Raw genomic sequence first — 17,313 nt, 5'->3', positions numbered from 1 at the left:
GGTCCCGCGATCATGACCCAGATTTCCGAACGCCTGTTGGTTCAGGCCCACCTCGATGCCAAGCAGCCCAACCCGCTGACCGCCGAGCAGGAGGCCGAATACCGTGCGGCCATCGCTGCCGAGCTGAAGGCGCAGAACGCCGTGCTGGTCGCCCACTATTACTGTGACCCGGTGATCCAGGCGCTGGCCGAAGAAACCGGTGGCTGCGTTTCCGACTCGCTGGAAATGGCCCGCTTCGGCAAGAACCACCCCGCCGAAACGGTGATCGTCGCCGGCGTGCGCTTCATGGGCGAAACGGCCAAGATCCTCACCCCGGAAAAACGCGTGCTGATGCCGACCCTGGAGGCCACCTGCTCGCTCGACCTGGGCTGCCCGGTCGAAGAGTTCTCGGCCTTCTGCGACCAGCATCCGGAACGCACCGTGGTGGTCTACGCCAATACCTCGGCGGCAGTCAAAGCCCGGGCCGACTGGGTGGTGACCTCGAGCTGTGCGCTGGAGATCGTCGAAAGCCTGATGGACAACGGCGAAACCATCATCTGGGGGCCGGACCAGCACCTGGGCCGCTACATCCAGAAGCAGACCGGTGCCGACATGCTGCTGTGGGACGGTGCGTGCATCGTCCACGAAGAGTTCAAGTCGCGCCAGCTGGCCGACATGAAGGCGCTGTACCCGGACGCCGCGATCCTGGTGCACCCCGAGTCGCCGGAAGCGGTGATCGAACTGGCCGACGCGGTGGGCTCCACCAGCCAGCTGATCAAGGCTGCGCAGACGCTGCCGAACAAGACCTTCATCGTCGCCACCGACCGCGGCATCTTCTACAAGATGCAGCAGCTGTGCCCGGACAAGGAGTTCGTCGAGGCGCCGACCGCCGGCAACGGCGCGGCCTGCCGCAGCTGCGCGCACTGCCCGTGGATGGCGATGAATACCCTGGAGCGGGTGCTGGATTGCCTGCGTAACGGGAGCAACGAGATTTTCGTCGACCCGGCGTTGGTGCCCAAGGCGATCAAGCCGTTGAACCGGATGCTGGACTTTACCCAGGCGGCGCGGCTGAGGCTTTCGGGTAACGCTTGACATTGTCGGGGGCGCAAAGCGCCCCCCGGAATCTCACCGCCCCATCATCTCCTGCACCATGCGCCGCTGCTCCATGATCTCGCGCTGGCGCTGGTCGATCTGCGATGCCAGCGGGAAATTACCCCCGGCACGGCGCTTGGCGTAATCGAGCTGCTGGATCGCCTGGTCGAAATCCCCCACCAGGGTGAAGTACTCGGCCCGCGCCCGATGCAGGCCAATGGTGTTGCCCGACAGCCCGCGCACTTCGGCCATGTCGTACCACACATCCGGATCGTCCGGGCGGCTCTTGAGCAGATCGTTCAATACCTGCTCCGCCTCGGCGGGTTTGTTCTGCTTGACCAGCAGGTCGGCGCGCACCTGCTTGAGCGGGTAGTTGCCCGGATACAGGCCTTGCATGCGCTCGGCGCGCTGCTGGGCATCGGCCAGGCGGTTGTTGGTGATGTCCAGGTCGATCTGCGCCAGGTTGTAGGTGATGTCGTTGGGCGCCTTGGCCAGCAGCGGCTTGAGGTTCTCGCGTGCTTCGTTGAGCTGACCGCCCTTGATCTGCGCCAGGGCGAGGCCATAGCGGGCTGCATCGAGCTTCGGGTCTTCGTCGAGCTGGGCGCGGAAGCGCTTGGCGGCAAGGCCGGGCGTGCCTTCATAGGTGAGCGCCACGCGTGCGCGAATCAGCTGGTAGCGCTGGCTGTCTTCGACGCCGCCCTTGGGCGCCTGCTCGGCGCGGTTGCGGGTGTCGGCGATACGCGATTCGGTCACCGGGTGAGTCAGCAGGAATTCGGGCGGCTTGGCATCGTAACGGTACTGGCGCGCCAGGCGTTCGAACATGGTCGGCATGTTGCGCGGGTCGTAACCGGCCTTTTCCAGGTTCTGGATGCCGACACGGTCGGCTTCCTGCTCGTTCTGCCGGGAGAAGCGCCGCTGTTCCTGAATCGCCGCGGCCTGGGTGCCGGCAATCATGCCGATACCGGCGTCGCCCGCGCCGCCTGCTGCCAGCACGATACCGGCCAGCAGCGCGGCCATCATCGGCAGCTGCATGCGTTGCTGGGCTTCGACGCCGCGGGCGAAGTGGCGTTGCGACAAGTGCGCCAGTTCGTGCGCCAGCACCGAGGCGTATTCGCCTTCGGTCTGGGCGTTGAGGAACAGGCCGCCGTTGACCCCGACGATGCCGCCGGGGGCGGCGAAGGCGTTGAGTTCCTTGCTGTCGATGAGGATGAATTCCAGGCGTCGGTCCTGCAGCTGGCTGGTTTCGGCCAGGCGGTACACGGTGGTCTCGACGTAGTCCTTGAGCTGCGGGTCGTTCAGCTGGTTGACCTGGCCGCGCAGCAGGCTCAGCCAGGCGCGGCCGAGCTGGTGTTCCTGCTGTGGCGAGACGATCGCGGAACTGGCGTCGCCCAGCGATGGCAGGTCGTCAGCATGGCCGGGGAGGGCCATCAGGCAGGCCAGCGTCAGCAGGGTGGGGCGCAGTAGGTTCATGCACGAAGCTCGCGTCGGATAAAGCACCTACTGTAGCCGGCTCACACGTTGGCGACCAGTGGCGGTATCCTAGCCAGCCTGTCTGCCCCGCCTGTGGAGAATGCCCCGATGAATGACACCCTGACCTGCGACGCCGAACTCGACGCCAGCGGGCTGAACTGCCCACTGCCACTGCTCAAGGCGAAGATGGAGCTCAATCGCCTGGGCAGTGGTGCGGTGCTCAAGGTGATCGCCACCGACGCCGGTTCCCAGCGCGACTTCCGCACTTTTGCCCAGTTGGCCGGTCATACGCTGCTGCGTGAAACGGCCGAGGCCGGCACCTATACCTACTGGCTGCGCAAGGCCTGAGTCTCAATCAAGGATCGTCAATGTTCAAAGTGCTTCGCGACTGGCTGCATCGCTACTTCTCCGATGAAGAGGCGGTGGTGCTGGCGGTGCTGCTGTTCCTGGCCTTCACCGCGGTCCTGACCCTTGGCGGCATGCTCGCGCCGGTGCTGGCGGGGATGGTGCTGGCGTTTCTGATGCAGGGCCTGGTCAATGCCCTGGAGCGCATCCGGGTGCCGACCCGGCTCGCGGTGATGCTGGTGTTCGCCCTGTTCATGGGGGCGCTGGCGGTGTTCCTATTGGTGCTGGTGCCGCTGCTGTGGCACCAGCTGATCACCCTGTTCAACGAATTGCCGGGCATGCTCAGCAAGTGGCAATCGCTGCTGTTGCTGTTGCCGGAGCGCTACCCGCACCTGGTGTCGGACGAGCAGGTGCTGCGCGCCATCGAGTCGGTGCGTGGCGAGATCGGCAAGTTCGGCCAGTGGGCGCTGACCTTCTCCTTGTCGAGCCTGCCGTTGTTGGTCAGCGCCATGATCTACCTGGTGCTGGTGCCGATCCTGGTGTTCTTCTTCCTCAAGGACCGCGAGCTGATCGGGCGCTGGGTCAGCGGCTACCTGCCGCGCCAGCGCAGCCTGCTCAACCGGGTGGGCAGCGAGATGAACCGGCAGATCGCCAACTACATCCGCGGCAAGGGCATCGAGATCCTGATTTGCGGGGTCGCCACCTATATTGCCTTCATCAGCCTGGGGCTCAACTATGCCGCCTTGCTGGCGCTGCTGGTGGGTTTGTCGGTGGTGGTGCCATATGTGGGGGCGGTGGTGGTGACTGTGCCGGTGACGCTGATTGCGCTGTTCCAGTGGGGCTGGGGCGACCAGTTCATCTACCTGATGACGGTGTACGCGATCATCCAGGCCCTCGATGGCAACGTGCTGGTGCCGCTGCTGTTCTCCGAGGCGGTGAGCCTGCACCCGGTGGCGATCATCTGCGCGGTGCTGCTGTTTGGCGGGTTGTGGGGGTTCTGGGGGATCTTCTTCGCCATCCCGCTGGCGACGCTGATCAAGGCCGTGCTGGATGCCTGGCCGCGGCAGGAGCCGAGTGTGTCACCGATACTCTGAATGCAATCGGGGCCGCTTCGCGCCCCATCGCCGGCAAGCCGGCTCCCACAGGTGCGGTGCACGCTGTACCTGTGGGAGCCGGCTTGCCGGCGATGGGGCGCGAAGCGGCCCCGTTCGTTCTCAGGCTTTATCCAGCGCCTGGGCCGCCGCCAACACGGCATCCACATGCCCCGGCACCTTCACCCCACGCCACGCCTGGCGCAGCACACCATCCTTGTCGATCAGGAAGGTGCTGCGGTCCACGCCCATGTATTCCTTGCCATACAGCTTCTTCAGCTTGATCACGTCGAACAGCTGGCACAGCGCCTCGTCCTTGTCGCTGATCAGCTCGAAGGGGAAGCCCTGCTTGGCCTTGAAGTTCTCGTGCGACTTGATGCCATCGCGCGACACGCCGAACACCACGGTGTTGGCCGCGGCAAAGGCTGCATGCTGGTCACGGAAACCCTGGCCTTCGGTGGTGCAGCCCGGGGTGCTGTCCTTGGGGTAGAAATACAGCACCACCTGCTGGCCCTTGAGCCCGCTCAGGCTCACGGCCTGGCCGCTGGTGGCCTGGGCCTGGAAGTCGGCGACGGGTTGGTCGATTGCTACAGCCATGGCAGGTTTCCTTACACGGGGTTCTGTGGGCGCCAAGGTTCGATCAGCGCGTCCAGGTTCAGGGCGTCGGCAAAGTCCAGGAACTGGTCGCGCAGCCAGCTGATCTGGGTGCCGGCCGGCAGGATCACGGTGAACTGGGCATTGAGCATGCTGCTGCCGGTCTGCGGCGCCAGGTAGGTGTCGCAGGTCATGGCTTCGAGCTCGACGCGGTGGTCGAGGAAGAACTGGCACAGCTCGTTGATGATGTCCGGGCGGTAGGCGGCGCTGACGTAGGCCACGTAAGGCAGGGCCTGTGGGCGTACCTCCTGGTCGGCGCTGCGCACCACGTCGAGGGTCAGGCCGTGCTTCTTGCCCAGGCCCGGCAGGGTGGATTCGAGGCGCGCCAGGGCGTCCCAGCTACCGCCCACCTGCAGGACCAGGGCGCTGGTCTCGCCATGCCGGCTCAGGCGCGAGGTGACCACCGCGCAGCGGTTTTCGAAGGCGGCGCGGCTGAGGACGTTGGCCAGCTCCATCGGGTTGGGGCCCAAGGCGCTGATGACGAGGAATTGTTCGCGGACGGTGGGGGTGGACATGCAGCATTCCTAAAGCGATGAGCGGTCGATGCAGGACGGGCAAAAGCCTCCTGTCGGCAGGGCCCGGGGCTCGCAAGCGAGGACGTGGACGCAGGCCGGGGAGCAGGGTCGACGGCCCGGCGGGCCGCGCTGCACCGATCAAAGGGCCAAGGGTAGCGAAATAAGGCGCCGAGGGGAATGCTCCGCCCGCCTGCTTCGCTTGTGCAAGGCCGATGCCCCCAGTACCATTACCGCTCTCTTTTTCCGGCAGGAGCAGTTACATGATTGCGGGCAGTATGGTGGCATTGGTCACACCCATGGATGCACAAGGGCGTCTTGACTGGGGCAGCCTCGACAAACTTGTAGACTTCCACCTGGAAAATGGCACCCACGCGATCGTCGCTGTCGGCACCACCGGTGAGTCCGCCACGCTGGATGTCGAAGAACACATCCTGGTCATCAAGCATGTGGTCGAGCGCGTCAAGCACAGCAAGAAGCCGATCCCGGTGATTGCCGGCACCGGCGCCAACTCCACCGCCGAAGCCGTGCACCTGACGCAGAACGCCAAGAACGCCGGCGCCGACGCCTGCCTGCTGGTGGTGCCGTACTACAACAAGCCGACCCAGGAAGGCCTGTACCAGCACTTCAAGCACATCGCCGAAGCCGTCGACATCCCGCAGATCCTCTACAACGTACCCGGCCGCACCTCCTGCGACATGCAGGCCGAGACCGTGATCCGCCTGTCGAGCGTGCCGAACATCATCGGCATCAAGGAAGCCACCGGCGACCTGGTGCGCGCCAAGGCCATCATCGAAGGCGTGAGCGAAGACTTCATCGTCCTGTCCGGCGATGACCCGACCGCCGTCGAGCTGATCCTGATGGGCGGCAAGGGCAACATCTCCGTTACCGCCAACGTCGCCCCGCGCGAAATGGCCGATCTGTGCGAGGCCGCCCTTGAGGGCAATGCCGAGAAGGCCCGCGCGATCAACGAAAAACTCATGCCGCTGCACAAGGACCTGTTCTGCGAAGCCAACCCGATCCCAGTGAAATGGGCGCTGGTGGAAATGGGCCTGATGCACAAAGGCATTCGCCTGCCGCTGACCTGGCTGAGCGAAGGTTGTCACGAAAAAGTCCGTACTGCCTTGCGCCAGTCCGGCGTACTGGTTTAAGAGGAAGTACACCGCATGAAGCGACTGGCTGGTCTTTCCGCGCTCGCCCTGATTATCTCCAGCACCAGTGGGTGTGGCTGGCTGTGGGGCGAGGATGGCTATTTCCGCGACCGCGGCAGCGATTACCTGCAGGCCCACCCCACCGCGCCGATGCAGCTGCCGCCAGACGCCAGCAGCGTCAAGCGCCTCGACCCGCTGCTGCCGATCCCGCGCAACGTGGCCGACGACCGCGCCACCGGCGAGTTCGAAGTGCCGCGCCCGCAGCCGTTGGTTGGCGGTGCCGAAGTCAGCGATTTCACCCTGCAGCGCAGCGGCAGCAGCCGTTGGGTGCTGGCCCAGCGCTCGCCGGCCGAAGTCTGGCCGGTGGCCCGTCAGTTCTTCGAGGACAACGGTTTCCGCATCGCTGAAGAGCGCCCGCAAACCGGCGAATTCAACACCACCTGGCAGCGTTTCGACGAACTGTCGGCATCGCTCGGCCAGCGCCTGGCCAGCACCGCCAGCAGCGGTGACAGCGAAGTGCGCGTGCGTGTTCGCATGGAGCCTGGCGTGCAGCGCAACACCTCTGAGGTGTACATCGTCAGCGTCGAGCGCCCGGCGGGCAGCACGGCCGACACCGCATTCCCGTCCAGCTCCAGCAACACCGGCGCCGATGCGCTGCTGGTCGACGAAATGCTCGCCAGCATGAACCGCAGCGCCGAGAAGGGCGGTTCGGTTTCGCTGCTGGCCGCGCGCGACTTCGACGCGCCAAGCCGCGTCAGCCTGAGCGAAGACGGCAGCGGCAACCCGGTGCTGTACCTGGGCGCCGACCTGGACCGCGCCTGGTCCGGCGTGGGCCGTGCCCTGGAGCAGGGTGGCGAGTGGCGTGTCGAGGACATCAACCGCAGCCTGGGCCTGTACTACATCAACCTGTCGGAAAAGCCGGACGACAAGCAGAACCAGCCGGGCTTCTTCAGCCGCATGTTCGGCAGCGAGCCGACCAAGGAAGAGCGTGAAGCCCGTGCCGAGCGCTACCAGGTCCGCCTGAGCAAGGTGGGTGAGAGCGTGCAGGTTACCGTCGAGAAGAACATCAACACCGTGGCCCCGGCCGATGTCGCCCGCCGCGTGCTGAGCGCCATTCAGGACCACCTGGGTTAAGTGCGCTTCGCGGTACTTGGAAGCGGCAGCCAGGGAAATGGCACGCTGATCGCCAGTGGTGACACGTTCATCCTGGTCGATTGCGGCTTTTCCCTGCGCGAAACCGAGCGGCGCCTGGCGCTGCTCGGGGTGTCGGCGGCGCAGTTGAGCGCGGTACTGGTCACCCACGAACATGCCGACCATGTGCATGGGGTGGGCTTGCTGTCACGGCGCTACAATGTACCGGTCTACCTCAGCCAAGGGACCTTGCGCGGCCTGCGCAAGCCGGTGGAGGTGGCCGGTTTTCTCGCCTGTGGCGACACCTTGCGCATCGGCTGCCTGGACGTGAGCGCGGCGCGGGTCGAGCACGATGCCTACGAGCCGCTGCAGTATGTGCTCAGCGACGGCCGCCGGCGCTTTGGCATGCTCACCGACCTGGGCTCTTACGACACCCGGTTGCTGGAGCGCTACCAAGGCCTGGACGCCCTGCTGATCGAAGCCAACCACTGCCGCGACCTGCTGGCGCGCGGGCACTACCCGTACTTCCTCAAGCAGCGCGTGGGCGGCATGCAAGGCCATTTGAACAACCACCAGGCCGCGAGCCTGGTGCAAGAGTTGGGCTGGAGCAACCTGCAACACCTGGTGCTGGCCCACCTCAGCAGCAAGAACAACCTGCCACAACTGGCCCGCCAGTGCTTTGTCGACACCCTTGGGTGCGACCCGGACTGGCTCCAGGTGGCGAATCAGGAACATGGGCTCGACTGGCGCGAAATCGCCTAGCCCAACACTCAAGCAAGCGGAGCCCTCCACCATGGAAAAACGCGACGAACTCTACCGCGGCAAAGCCAAATCGGTTTACCAGACCGACGACGCCGACCGCTTGATCCTGCTGTTCCGTAACGACACCTCGGCGTTCGACGGCAAGCGCATCGAACAACTCGACCGCAAGGGCATGGTGAACAACAAGTTCAACGCCTTCATCATGCAGAAGCTCGAAGAAGCCGGCGTGCCGACCCAGTTCGACAAGCTGCTGGGCGACAACGAGTGCCTGGTGAAGAAGCTGGACATGATCCCGGTCGAGTGCGTGGTGCGTAACTATGCCGCCGGCAGCCTGGTCAAGCGCCTGGGCGTGGAGGAGGGCATCAAGCTGGAGCCGTCCACCTTCGAGCTGTTCCTGAAGAACGACGAGAAGGGCGACCCCTTCATCAACGAATCCCACGTTGTCGCGTTCGGCTGGGGCACCGCCGAGCAGCTGGTGGAGATGAAGAAGCTGTCGCTGAAGGTCAACGAAGTGCTGAGCAAGCTGTTCGACGATGCTGGCCTGCTGCTGGTCGACTTCAAGCTGGAGTTCGGCGTGTTCCACGGCCAGATCGTCCTGGGTGACGAGTTCAGCCCCGACGGCTGCCGCCTGTGGGACAAGGAAACCCGCAAGAAGATGGACAAGGACCGCTTCCGCCAGGGCCTGGGCGACGTAATCGAAGCCTACGAAGAAGTTGCCAAGCGCCTGGGCGTGCCGCTGTAACCGGCGCGTTCACGCAAGCGCCTGATACCACGCGATTTTTTTGAAAATAAAGGTTTGCGTTTTCAGAATTCGCTGGTATGATGCGCGGCATTGGAGAGATGCCGGAGTGGTCGAACGGGACGGATTCGAAATCCGTTGTACTGGCAACAGTACCTAGGGTTCAAATCCCTATCTCTCCGCCATACGCGAAGTAGACGAAGCCCCCGGAAACGTTAAAGTTTTCGGGGGCTTCGTCGTTTTTGATTCTGATGTTTGGGCAATGCAACTCTCCGCCGCACCAGTCCTTGGCAGGCTGCTACAGGCTAGCGGTGGTAGGGGGCGGCCCTGACTGATGAGCACTCCACAGCTGTGCACAGCTGGCCAGTTCGGCCGGCAGCTGGCTGGCGGCATGGTCGACCAAAATCTCCACATCGCTCGATGTCGCCACGCAATAGAACATGCTCCATCTATAGGCCAAGGCAGGCACCCTGTGCGTTGGCTTGGGCAAGGTCAGGCATGGCCCTTTCGCTCAGGGCTGTTTCGACTGCAGAGATGCGCCTCGCGCGGCTTTGAAATTCTGTGGTACGCAGACTCTCGGCATGCTGTGATAGAGCGGCCGTTTTTAGCGCCGCCCTGAGGGAGAGCTATTTACTGGAGGCAAGCTTGCCAAAGGGGAATGTTGCAGTTTTCTCCCATTGCATTGCGAGATACTTCGCGCCTTCGACGGTCAAATGAGTCTCGTCTTGGAATAGTCGATAGCCGTCGACTGACGTTACGCAGTTTTCTTGTTCATTGCCGCAGAAGAGCTCTGTGGGAATGACAGCGTGTACCCGCTCCCGGGTGGATGCGATGCTACGAATCACGTTGTTGGTAAATGCCTGTCGTTGCAGGACAGTGGCCTTATCCAAGGACTTACACCGCTCAATAATCTGGCGCTCGCTCAGAATATATCTTGGAACATTGTCGCAGCCATCCAGAGACTTTCCAATGTTCGGCGACTGTGCGAATACAATCACTTGCCCGGCGCTCTTCAGTACCGCCTCTACCGTGCTGCTCAGTTTTTCCGCAAAGACCTTTCTGGAGGCTTCGATTGTTTTCACTGGGTTGGCGGTGTCCACAATGTACTGTTGCGGCACTTTATACGGGCCGTATTGGCTCGGTTCCACGGCCCACGCCCACCGTGAGGAAATGATCACATAGTCATACTTGGTTGTCTTCAGGTGGTTCTCCCAAGCATTATTTTGTATCCGGCAACCTTCCTCGCGCGGATCGGGTGCTGCAAAGATGTGCGTTGTACCGAAGAGTGGGTTGCACCCTACGTAGTACCAGAGCGTCACTTTGATATTATACTTTTTGCCGATATAGTCGAATGTCCCACCGATGTGCGCGGCGTGGCTGTCACCGATTATGAGCGCGGTCTTCGCATCTGGGTTTCTCGATCCAACATCATGGGAATTCGCGTAGGTAGAAATCAGTGAGTTGTGCCAGTCATTGCGACGTAAATCGATTGTCTGTGTTACCTCTGACGCCCGCTGGTCGTCAGGCGCAATACGCCATTCCCATCCGTTCTGCAAATAAACCGTCAAGCCGCAAGCCACCAGCAAGCTCGCTAGCGCTGCAAGGTATGCAGTAAAGCGCTTGTTGCTCACAGTAGGGCTGGCGGCGCCACGCATGCGCAGAGGCACCTCAACATAGCGGTACTGAGCTTGGGCAGTCGCCAGGGTAATCACGCTCATTAGGACTATGTCCAAGGCGCTTGGCTGAGTGAAGATGTAGTAGTTGTAGAAGACGATGACAGGCCAGTGTGTCAGGTAGAGGGAATAGGACCGCTGGCCAACCCATGTCATTGCTCGGTTTCTCAGCAGCCACCCCATTCGCCTGGCGCCCCCTGAGTAGATGACCAAGGCAGCGGCGGCACAGGGAAGAAGGGCTGTGAATGAGGGGAAAGGTGTATTCTCGGTGAATATCGCCATGCACCACATAATTGCGGCAATCCCGGCTACGAGCAGGGCTTCGTTGACTGGGTTGGGCATCCGGTTTGTCGGGGCCCACACAAGGAGCGCTCCAATCGCAAATTCATAGATCCGGAAAGGCATGAGGAAGAACGGTGACATTGGGTCGAGGCGGATCCAGGCCCAGGCGAAGTAGAGGCTCATGCAGCCCGAGATGAACAGTATCGCAGGAGCAACCCAGCGGCTGCGCGCTGATAGCAGAAACACCAGAGCGGCCGGCCATACCATGTAGAACTGTTCCTCGACGCTAAGCGTCCAGGTGTGAAGCAGGGGCTTGGTCAGCGCTGATGAATCAAAGTAACCGCTCTCAAGCCAGAACCATATGTTGGAGGCCGAGAATAGCGCAGCCACTGAGGCGGCGGCAGAGTTCTTGAAGTGCTCAGCAGATAGAAGGAGGGCCGAGAGGATGAACGAAGCGATGATCGTGCACGCTGCCGCAGGTACCAGTCGTCTTGCGCGTCTGATGTAGAAACTAGCGAAGCTAAACTGCTCTCGTGTTACCGCGTCACGTATCAGGCCAGTAATTAAAAAGCCAGAGATAACAAAGAATACGTCAACGCCAACGAATCCACCTGGTATGAATGGCACGCTCAGGTGAAAAAGGATAACCCCTATAACGGCAAGCGTCCGAAGTCCATCAATATCTGATCTGTACTTCAAAGCGCTCACATCATTTCCTTAAGCTTTTTCTTCGCCGCTTCTATGCCTGAGGCTGCTGACTCGTTAAGTAGTTGTCTGGCTGTTTTGGGGTCCCTATTCGGATTGCTGTCGTCCAATAGGATTTCTGCTAGATAGAATTTTGAAATGGGTACGTGTGCAAGGAGTGGACTTGTTAGGATTGTCGTGGCTTTTTCATAATTTTTCGATATGAATCGCCCCGTCTTGTATTCAAGGGCGGCACGGTTTGCCAAGATTAGGTCGTTCTTGATAATGAATCCCTGCTCTGCAATCAGTACGGCCAGCTGTTTGCTTTCTCTGTCTTTGCCGGAGTAAATGAATGCGTTGGTCAGCTTCTGGGAAAACCCGATGTCCCTTGTTTCAATGATTGATCTGGCTAAATTTGATAGCTGGGCGTTACTGAAACCAGTTATTTCGGCCCTCAAGTAGTCTGCAGCAAGCTCCGGCGTCTCTGGAGCGTCTTGTACCAACTCATCCCATATGTTTTTTTTATCCAGTCGCCACTCAGCCAGGGCGATAACCATTGCCATTACCAACCCAGCAACTGCTATGACAACTACGTTACTTCGTTTGGTCACTCTGGCCATCCCTTATGAGCCTGAATTGAGTAGTGTGAAAAAAACGCGGGAATGTATCAAATTGCCATTATTCATGCAATCCACACCCATAGGTAGAAAAGGCTTATTGCTGCGATCCTGGGCGAGGGCGGGGTCAAGTCTGGCAGCGCTATTAGGATCGACTAGCGTCTTGGCGGAAAGCGAAACTGAGGCGTCCATGACTGGCGATTCGGTTTTTATACGCTCTTCCTTCGGCACAAACCGTTATCTGTTGAGAAAGATCGAGGAGCGCAACGACCATGCAGACAACGGTGAGGGCGCTGCAGGATTTGCATGGTTTTTCACTCGCCGGCGCGCAGATCTACCCTTTGAATGCCAGCGGCACCGATCTGCTCCAACGGGTTGAGTCCGGAGGTCAACTTTCGTCATGGACGGCCATGCGCAAGGCGGGGGTAGCAATGCGTATCCCTTCCAGGCTGCACAGCGCTTCACAACGGATCTAGATGGGTTCTTTCCAGTTCGGTCACAGTGCGGTGGTCAGGAGCGCTGCCCTCAATGGAAAGCCGCTGCCTCTCGTTGAGCGAGTCGACGTGTCTGCTGTTCATAAGCAGTATCTGATGGCGGTAGAGGGTGGTGCTGGCGGGTTCAGCGGCGATTTGCGAGCAGGGGACGTCGTGACAGTGTCGGCCTACCGATCGTATTGGACTGGCAAAGAGCCCCCGGCGAGCATTTTCTAGTGCTTCCATTTTTCCTTGGTGGCATTGTGCCACATATGCACATCGGACTGCCCTGCAACCCTCAGCGCATCGCCGCCAGCTTGATCCCGAACCCCACCAGGCAAGCCCCCGCCAAGCGTTCGAACAGGTTGGCAATGCGCGGGTTGGCGCGCATGCGCTCGGCCAGGTGGTGGGTCAGCACCACCGCAATCAACCCGTACAGAAAGGTCACCACCGCCACGGTCGCGGCCATGAAGCCAAAGGTCACCAGCCCCTGGTGCTTAACCGGGTCGACGAACAGCGGGAAGAAGGCCATGTAGAACATGATCGCCTTGGGGTTGAGCAGGGTGATCAGCAGGGTCTGGCGCAGGTAGTGGCCGCTGTCCATGCGGCTGACGCGCGGTGCGCCGCCGGGTTTGCTCAGCAGCATGCGCAGGCCGAGGTAGGCCAGGTACGCCGCACCCGCCCACTGCACCAGGTGGAACGCGGCGGGGTAGGCCACGAGCAGGGCGGCAACGCCCGCTACCGCCAGCCACAGCAGCACCTGGTCACCGACAATCACCCCGCAGGTTGCCGCCAGGCCGGCCTTGATGCCGCCCTTGCCGGTGGCGGTGATCAGGGCGAAGTTACCAGGCCCGGGAATGGCCAGCATGATGATGAAGGCGATGACGAACGCGCCGTAGTCGGTGACGCCGAGCATGGGAGAACTCCTGTAGGGCAGTGCGGTGGCCGAAGCCTTGACTATCGTCTGCCGCCACCGGCATTTCAACTGCTCGATCGGTCACTCGGCGCAATCAAGCGTGACAACCTGCCGCTGAGGCAACCTGCCGTCTTGACGCCGTGGCCGGCAATTTGTTTGTGCTGGCATTTCAGAATACAATCAGCGAAACGATTCAGCCCTGTCGGTCAATTCGACAATAGCCTGGGTCGTTTTCTGGTTCTCTGGCCGCTGAACAATGACCATAACAAGCCTGCGCGGAAGAACATGAAACACCTGGGCCAGCCACAGGCCCGTCCTCCGTTCTACAGACTGGAATTGATCAATGTTCAAGAAAGCTGGCAAGACCTTGCTGGGTCTGGCTGTCGCTGCGAGCTTCATGCAAGCGCACGCCGCAGAAACCAAGAAAGTCGATGTGCTGCTGGTCGGCGGCGGCATCATGAGTTCCACCCTGGCCGTGTGGCTGCACGAGCTGGAGCCAAGCTGGTCGATGGAAATGGTCGAGCGCCTCGATGGCGTGGCCGAAGAAAGCTCCAATGGCTGGAACAACGCCGGTACCGGCCACTCCGCGCTGGCCGAGCTGAACTACACCCCGGAAGACAAAGACGGCAACGTCAACATCGCCAAGGCCATCGAAATCAACGAAGCCTTCCAGATCTCCCGCCAGTTCTGGTCGTGGCAGGTCCGTCAGGGCGTGCTGAAGAACCCGCACTCGTTCATCAACACCACCCCGCACATGAGCTTCGTCTGGGGCGATGACAACATCAAGTTCCTCAAGAAGCGTTACGACGCACTGCAGGCGAGCCCGCTGTTCCGCCCGATGCAGTACTCCGAGGACCACGCGCAGATCGCCAAGTGGGTCCCGCTGATGATGGAAGGCCGCGACCCTAACCAGAAGCTGGCCGTGACCTGGACGCCAATCGGCACCGACGTCAACTTCGGCGAGATCACCCGCCAGTTCGTCGGCCACCTGAAGACCCAGGACAAGTTCACCCTGCAACTGTCCAGCGAAGTCCAGGACATCACCCGCAACAAGGACGGCTCCTGGCACGTCGAGTACAAGAACCTGAAGGACGGTACCGAATCGGCCACCGACGCCAAGTTCCTGTTCATCGGTGCCGGTGGCGGCGCGCTGAAGCTGCTGCAGAAGTCGGGCATCCCCGAGGCCAAGGAATACGCAGGCTTCCCGGTAGGCGGCTCGTTCCTGGTGACCGAGAACCCGACCATCGCCATGCAGCACATGGCCAAGGCCTACGGCATCGCCTCGACCGGTGCACCGCCCATGTCGGTTCCGCACCTGGACACCCGCGTGCTGGACGGCAAGCGCGTGATCCTGTTCGGGCCATTCGCCACCTTCTCGACCAAGTTCCTGAAGAACGGCTCGTACCTGGACCTGCTGAGCACCACCACCCCGCACAACGTGTGGCCGATGACCAAGGTCGGTATCGAGCAGTACCCGCTGGTCGAGTACCTCGCCGGCCAGCTGATGCTGTCGGACGACGACCGCTTCGAAGCCCTGCGCACCTACTTCCCGAACGCCAAGAAGGAAGACTGGAAACTGTGGCAGGCCGGCCAGCGCGTGCAGATCATCAAGCGTGACGAAGAGAAGGGCGGCGTGCTCAAGCTGGGCACCGAAGTGGTAGCCTCGCAAGACCGCACCATCGCAGGCCTGCTGGGTGCATCGCCAGGTGCCTCGACTGCGGCGCCGATCATGCTGAACGTGCTGGAAACCGTGTTCAAGGAAAAGGTCGCGACGCCTGAGTGGCAAGCCAAGATCAAAGAGATCGTGCCGAGCTACGGCACCAAGCTGAATGATTCGGCAGCGGCTACCCAGAAAGAGTGGAACTACACCGCTGAAGTCCTGCAGCTGGAAAAGCCGCCGGTGATCGACCAGAGCGTCGGCACCAGCACTGGCGTGACCCAGCCGGTTGAAAGCAAACCTGAGAACGACATGGCGCTGTAAGCTGCGGCCTTGTTGTGATCGAAAAAAACCACGGGGGTGACCTCGTGGTTTTTTTTGCCTGTGGCGGCCCTATCGCCGGCAAGCCGGCTCCCACAGGTATCGCACATGGCAGGCAAGCTGAGGTGAATCGGTGGGAGCGGGTTTGCCCCGCGAAGAGGCCAGCACCGGATCACTGCTGGCGCAGGAGGCACTCCAGCAAGCCGGGAAAGCGCTCGTCGAGCATTTCGCTGCGCAGCGAATTCATGTGGGTGGTGCCGACATTGCGGGTATGCACCAGCCCGGCATCGCGCAACACGCGAAAGTGGTGCGACATGCTCGATTTCGGCCGGCCGCCGTCCAGCTCGCCGCAACTGGCCTCGGCCACGCCCGCCAGGTGGCGCACGATTTCCAGGCGCACGGGGTCGCTCAGCGCATAGAGCACGCGCTCCAGGATCAGGTCTTCGGGGTTGGGGTGTGTGTAGGCTCGCATGGTCGCCATGATAACGGGGGTTTCACAAATTGCCATAGTTCGAATATGATCGAACAATCGTATTCAGATGACCCTACGGAGTCTGCCCATGTCTGCATTGTTCCAACCCTATACCCTCAAGGACGTTACCCTGCGCAACCGCATCGCCATTCCGCCGATGTGCCAGTACATGGCCGAGGACGGCATGATCAACGACTGGCACCACGTGCACCTGGCGGGCCTGGCCCGCGGTGGCGCGGGGCTGGTGGTGGTCGAGGCCACCGCGGTGGCGCCGGAAGGGCGCATCACCCCCGGCTGCGCCGGTATCTGGAGCGACGCCCATGCCCAGGCCTTCGTGCCGGTGGTGCAGGCGATCAAGGCCGCAGGTTCGGTGCCGGGCATCCAGATCGCCCACGCCGGGCGCAAGGCCAGCGCCAACCGCCCGTGGGAAGGTGACGACCACATCGCCGCCGACGATGCCCGTGGCTGGGAAACCATCGCCCCGTCGGCCATCGCCTTCGGCGCGCACCTGCCGAAAGTGCCGCGGGAAATGACCCTGGCCGACATCGCCCGGGTCAAGCAGGACTTCGTCGATGCCGCCCGCCGTGCGCGTGACGCCGGTTTCGAGTGGATCGAGCTGCACTTTGCCCACGGCTACCTGGGCCAGAGCTTCTTCTCCGAGCACTCCAACCAGCGCACCGATGCCTATGGCGGCAGCTTCGAGAACCGTAGCCGCTTCCTGCTGGAAACCCTGGCGGCGGTGCGTGAGGTGTGGCCGGAAAACCTGCCGCTGACCGCGCGTTTCGGCGTGCTGGAATATGACGGGCGGGATGAGCAGACGCTGGAGGAGTCCATCGAACTGGCGCGCCTGTTCAAGGCCGGTGGCCTGGACCTGCTGAGTGTCAGCGTGGGCTTCACCATCCCGGATACCAACATCCCGTGGGGCCCGGCGTTCATGGGGCCGATTGCCGAGCGCGTGCGGCGCGAGGCGGGGTTGCCGGTGACCTCGGCGTGGGGCTTTGGTACGCCGCAGTTGGCCGAGGCGGCGCTGCAGGCCAGCCAGCTTGACCTGGTGTCGGTGGGGCGTGCGCACCTGGCCGACCCGCATTGGCCGTATGCGGCGGCCAAGGAGCTGGGTGTGGACAAGGCTTCCTGGACCTTGCCGGCGCCGTATGCGCATTGGCTTGAGCGTTATCGCTGAGTGACCGTAGGGGCTGCTGCGCAGCCCCATCGCCGGCAAGCCGGCTCTCACAGAGCAATTACTGCGCTGTACCTGTGGGAGCCGGCTTGCCGGCGATGGGGTCGCGCAGCGG

At 62.0% G+C, this 17,313-nt stretch carries 16 protein-coding genes and 1 tRNA gene; 10 read left to right on the top strand and 7 right to left on the bottom strand.

Annotated features, from left to right (window positions below; all coding sequences use genetic code 11):
- Positions 1-12 precede the first annotated feature (12 nt).
- Entirely contained in the window at positions 13-1,071 is a 1,059-nt protein-coding gene (gene nadA / locus ACIPG5_RS06750; RefSeq protein ID WP_401373919.1) for a quinolinate synthase NadA, read from the top strand.
- Positions 1,072-1,104: 33 nt separating this feature from the next.
- Here the strand turns inward: nadA and ACIPG5_RS06745 are convergent, their stop codons facing one another.
- Positions 1,105-2,541: a M48 family metalloprotease gene (locus tag ACIPG5_RS06745; protein WP_236193597.1), complete on the bottom strand. Its 1,437-nt coding sequence runs from the start codon at positions 2,539-2,541 to the stop codon at positions 1,105-1,107.
- A gap of 108 nt (positions 2,542-2,649) precedes the next feature.
- Here ACIPG5_RS06745 and ACIPG5_RS06740 point away from each other — a divergent pair, with 108 nt between their 5' ends.
- Positions 2,650-2,889 (top strand): sulfurtransferase TusA family protein, encoded by a 240-nt coding sequence (locus tag ACIPG5_RS06740; RefSeq protein WP_401373917.1) that lies wholly within the window; start codon positions 2,650-2,652, stop codon positions 2,887-2,889.
- 20 nt (positions 2,890-2,909) lie between these two features.
- Positions 2,910-3,980, top strand: a complete 1,071-nt coding sequence (locus ACIPG5_RS06735) for an AI-2E family transporter (RefSeq protein ID WP_236236599.1) — start codon at positions 2,910-2,912, stop codon at positions 3,978-3,980.
- A 120-nt stretch (positions 3,981-4,100) separates the two neighbouring features.
- Here the strand turns inward: ACIPG5_RS06735 and ACIPG5_RS06730 are convergent, their stop codons facing one another.
- Together ACIPG5_RS06730 and ACIPG5_RS06725 are read right to left on the bottom strand one after the other, a co-directional pair.
- The gene (locus ACIPG5_RS06730) at positions 4,101-4,574 is read right to left on the bottom strand and encodes a peroxiredoxin (RefSeq protein ID WP_286912552.1); all 474 of its coding nucleotides are present in this window, start codon (positions 4,572-4,574) and stop codon (positions 4,101-4,103) included.
- Between the two features lie 11 nt (positions 4,575-4,585).
- Positions 4,586-5,146, bottom strand: coding sequence for a glycine cleavage system protein R (locus ACIPG5_RS06725; RefSeq protein ID WP_008097509.1), 561 nt, complete (start codon positions 5,144-5,146; stop codon positions 4,586-4,588).
- 260 nt (positions 5,147-5,406) lie between these two features.
- Here ACIPG5_RS06725 and dapA point away from each other — a divergent pair, with 260 nt between their 5' ends.
- From dapA to ACIPG5_RS06700, 5 genes are all read left to right on the top strand, one after another.
- Positions 5,407-6,294 carry a 4-hydroxy-tetrahydrodipicolinate synthase gene (gene dapA, locus ACIPG5_RS06720; RefSeq protein ID WP_236193589.1) on the top strand — a complete coding sequence of 296 codons (888 nt, stop codon included), beginning with the start codon at positions 5,407-5,409 and terminating at the stop codon, positions 6,292-6,294.
- Between the two features lie 15 nt (positions 6,295-6,309).
- Positions 6,310-7,428 carry an outer membrane protein assembly factor BamC gene (gene bamC, locus ACIPG5_RS06715; RefSeq protein WP_236193587.1) on the top strand — a complete coding sequence of 373 codons (1,119 nt, stop codon included), beginning with the start codon at positions 6,310-6,312 and terminating at the stop codon, positions 7,426-7,428.
- Positions 7,429-8,187, top strand: coding sequence for an MBL fold metallo-hydrolase (locus tag ACIPG5_RS06710; RefSeq protein ID WP_176518123.1), 759 nt, complete (start codon positions 7,429-7,431; stop codon positions 8,185-8,187).
- A 31-nt stretch (positions 8,188-8,218) separates the two neighbouring features.
- Positions 8,219-8,929: a phosphoribosylaminoimidazolesuccinocarboxamide synthase gene (gene purC / locus ACIPG5_RS06705; RefSeq protein ID WP_016392503.1), complete on the top strand. Its 711-nt coding sequence runs from the start codon at positions 8,219-8,221 to the stop codon at positions 8,927-8,929.
- 92 nt (positions 8,930-9,021) lie between these two features.
- Positions 9,022-9,111: transfer RNA gene (locus tag ACIPG5_RS06700), tRNA-Ser, on the top strand.
- Positions 9,112-9,552: 441 nt separating this feature from the next.
- Here ACIPG5_RS06700 and ACIPG5_RS06695 read toward each other — a convergent pair.
- The 3 genes from ACIPG5_RS06695 to ACIPG5_RS06685 form a co-directional block, all read right to left on the bottom strand.
- Positions 9,553-11,589, bottom strand: coding sequence for an acyltransferase family protein (locus tag ACIPG5_RS06695; RefSeq protein ID WP_401373912.1), 2,037 nt, complete (start codon positions 11,587-11,589; stop codon positions 9,553-9,555).
- On the bottom strand, positions 11,586-12,185 hold the full coding sequence (locus tag ACIPG5_RS06690; RefSeq protein ID WP_401373910.1) for a hypothetical protein: 600 nt from the start codon (positions 12,183-12,185) through the stop codon (positions 11,586-11,588). The genes ACIPG5_RS06695 and ACIPG5_RS06690 overlap by 4 nt, the downstream gene beginning before the upstream one ends.
- Positions 12,186-12,953: 768 nt before the next feature.
- On the bottom strand, positions 12,954-13,571 hold the full coding sequence (locus ACIPG5_RS06685; RefSeq protein WP_401373908.1) for a LysE family transporter: 618 nt from the start codon (positions 13,569-13,571) through the stop codon (positions 12,954-12,956).
- A 343-nt stretch (positions 13,572-13,914) separates the two neighbouring features.
- Between ACIPG5_RS06685 and mqo the strand changes: the two genes are divergently transcribed.
- Complete coding sequence (mqo, locus tag ACIPG5_RS06680; RefSeq protein ID WP_236193580.1) at positions 13,915-15,552, top strand: malate dehydrogenase (quinone); 1,638 nt, start codon at positions 13,915-13,917, stop codon at positions 15,550-15,552.
- A 169-nt stretch (positions 15,553-15,721) separates the two neighbouring features.
- Here mqo and ACIPG5_RS06675 read toward each other — a convergent pair whose 3' ends face one another.
- The gene (locus tag ACIPG5_RS06675; protein WP_176518279.1) at positions 15,722-16,057 is read right to left on the bottom strand and encodes a helix-turn-helix transcriptional regulator; all 336 of its coding nucleotides are present in this window, start codon (positions 16,055-16,057) and stop codon (positions 15,722-15,724) included.
- 52 nt (positions 16,058-16,109) lie between these two features.
- Between ACIPG5_RS06675 and xenA the strand changes: the two genes are divergently transcribed.
- A complete protein-coding gene (xenA, locus tag ACIPG5_RS06670) occupies positions 16,110-17,201 on the top strand; it encodes an NADH:flavin oxidoreductase/NADH oxidase (RefSeq protein WP_236238435.1) in 1,092 nt (363 codons plus the stop codon).
- Positions 17,202-17,313: the final 112 nt, after the last annotated feature.

Origin of the sequence: Pseudomonas sp. NPDC087029 (genome assembly GCF_044745345.1) — a bacterium.
Classification (GTDB): Bacteria; Pseudomonadota; Gammaproteobacteria; order Pseudomonadales; family Pseudomonadaceae; genus Aquipseudomonas; species Aquipseudomonas faucium.
Note: the sequence above shows the minus strand (reverse complement) of the source record. Positions and strands in the feature narration are given on the sequence as shown.

What these genes read in the sequence shown, in the direction of transcription:
- nadA (WP_401373919.1), top strand. Translation starts at nt 13, where the DNA reads ATGACCCAGATTTCCGAACGCCTGTTGGTTCAGGCCCACCTCGATGCC.
- ACIPG5_RS06745 (WP_236193597.1), bottom strand. Translation starts at nt 2,541, where the DNA reads ATGAACCTACTGCGCCCCACCCTGCTGACGCTGGCCTGCCTGATGGCC.
- ACIPG5_RS06740 (WP_401373917.1), top strand. Translation starts at nt 2,650, where the DNA reads ATGAATGACACCCTGACCTGCGACGCCGAACTCGACGCCAGCGGGCTG.
- ACIPG5_RS06735 (WP_236236599.1), top strand. Translation starts at nt 2,910, where the DNA reads ATGTTCAAAGTGCTTCGCGACTGGCTGCATCGCTACTTCTCCGATGAA.
- ACIPG5_RS06730 (WP_286912552.1), bottom strand. Translation starts at nt 4,574, where the DNA reads ATGGCTGTAGCAATCGACCAACCCGTCGCCGACTTCCAGGCCCAGGCC.
- ACIPG5_RS06725 (WP_008097509.1), bottom strand. Translation starts at nt 5,146, where the DNA reads ATGTCCACCCCCACCGTCCGCGAACAATTCCTCGTCATCAGCGCCTTG.
- dapA (WP_236193589.1), top strand. Translation starts at nt 5,407, where the DNA reads ATGATTGCGGGCAGTATGGTGGCATTGGTCACACCCATGGATGCACAA.
- bamC (WP_236193587.1), top strand. Translation starts at nt 6,310, where the DNA reads ATGAAGCGACTGGCTGGTCTTTCCGCGCTCGCCCTGATTATCTCCAGC.
- purC (WP_016392503.1), top strand. Translation starts at nt 8,219, where the DNA reads ATGGAAAAACGCGACGAACTCTACCGCGGCAAAGCCAAATCGGTTTAC.
- ACIPG5_RS06690 (WP_401373910.1), bottom strand. Translation starts at nt 12,185, where the DNA reads ATGGCCAGAGTGACCAAACGAAGTAACGTAGTTGTCATAGCAGTTGCT.
- ACIPG5_RS06685 (WP_401373908.1), bottom strand. Translation starts at nt 13,571, where the DNA reads ATGCTCGGCGTCACCGACTACGGCGCGTTCGTCATCGCCTTCATCATC.
- mqo (WP_236193580.1), top strand. Translation starts at nt 13,915, where the DNA reads ATGTTCAAGAAAGCTGGCAAGACCTTGCTGGGTCTGGCTGTCGCTGCG.
- ACIPG5_RS06675 (WP_176518279.1), bottom strand. Translation starts at nt 16,057, where the DNA reads ATGGCAATTTGTGAAACCCCCGTTATCATGGCGACCATGCGAGCCTAC.
- xenA (WP_236238435.1), top strand. Translation starts at nt 16,110, where the DNA reads ATGTCTGCATTGTTCCAACCCTATACCCTCAAGGACGTTACCCTGCGC.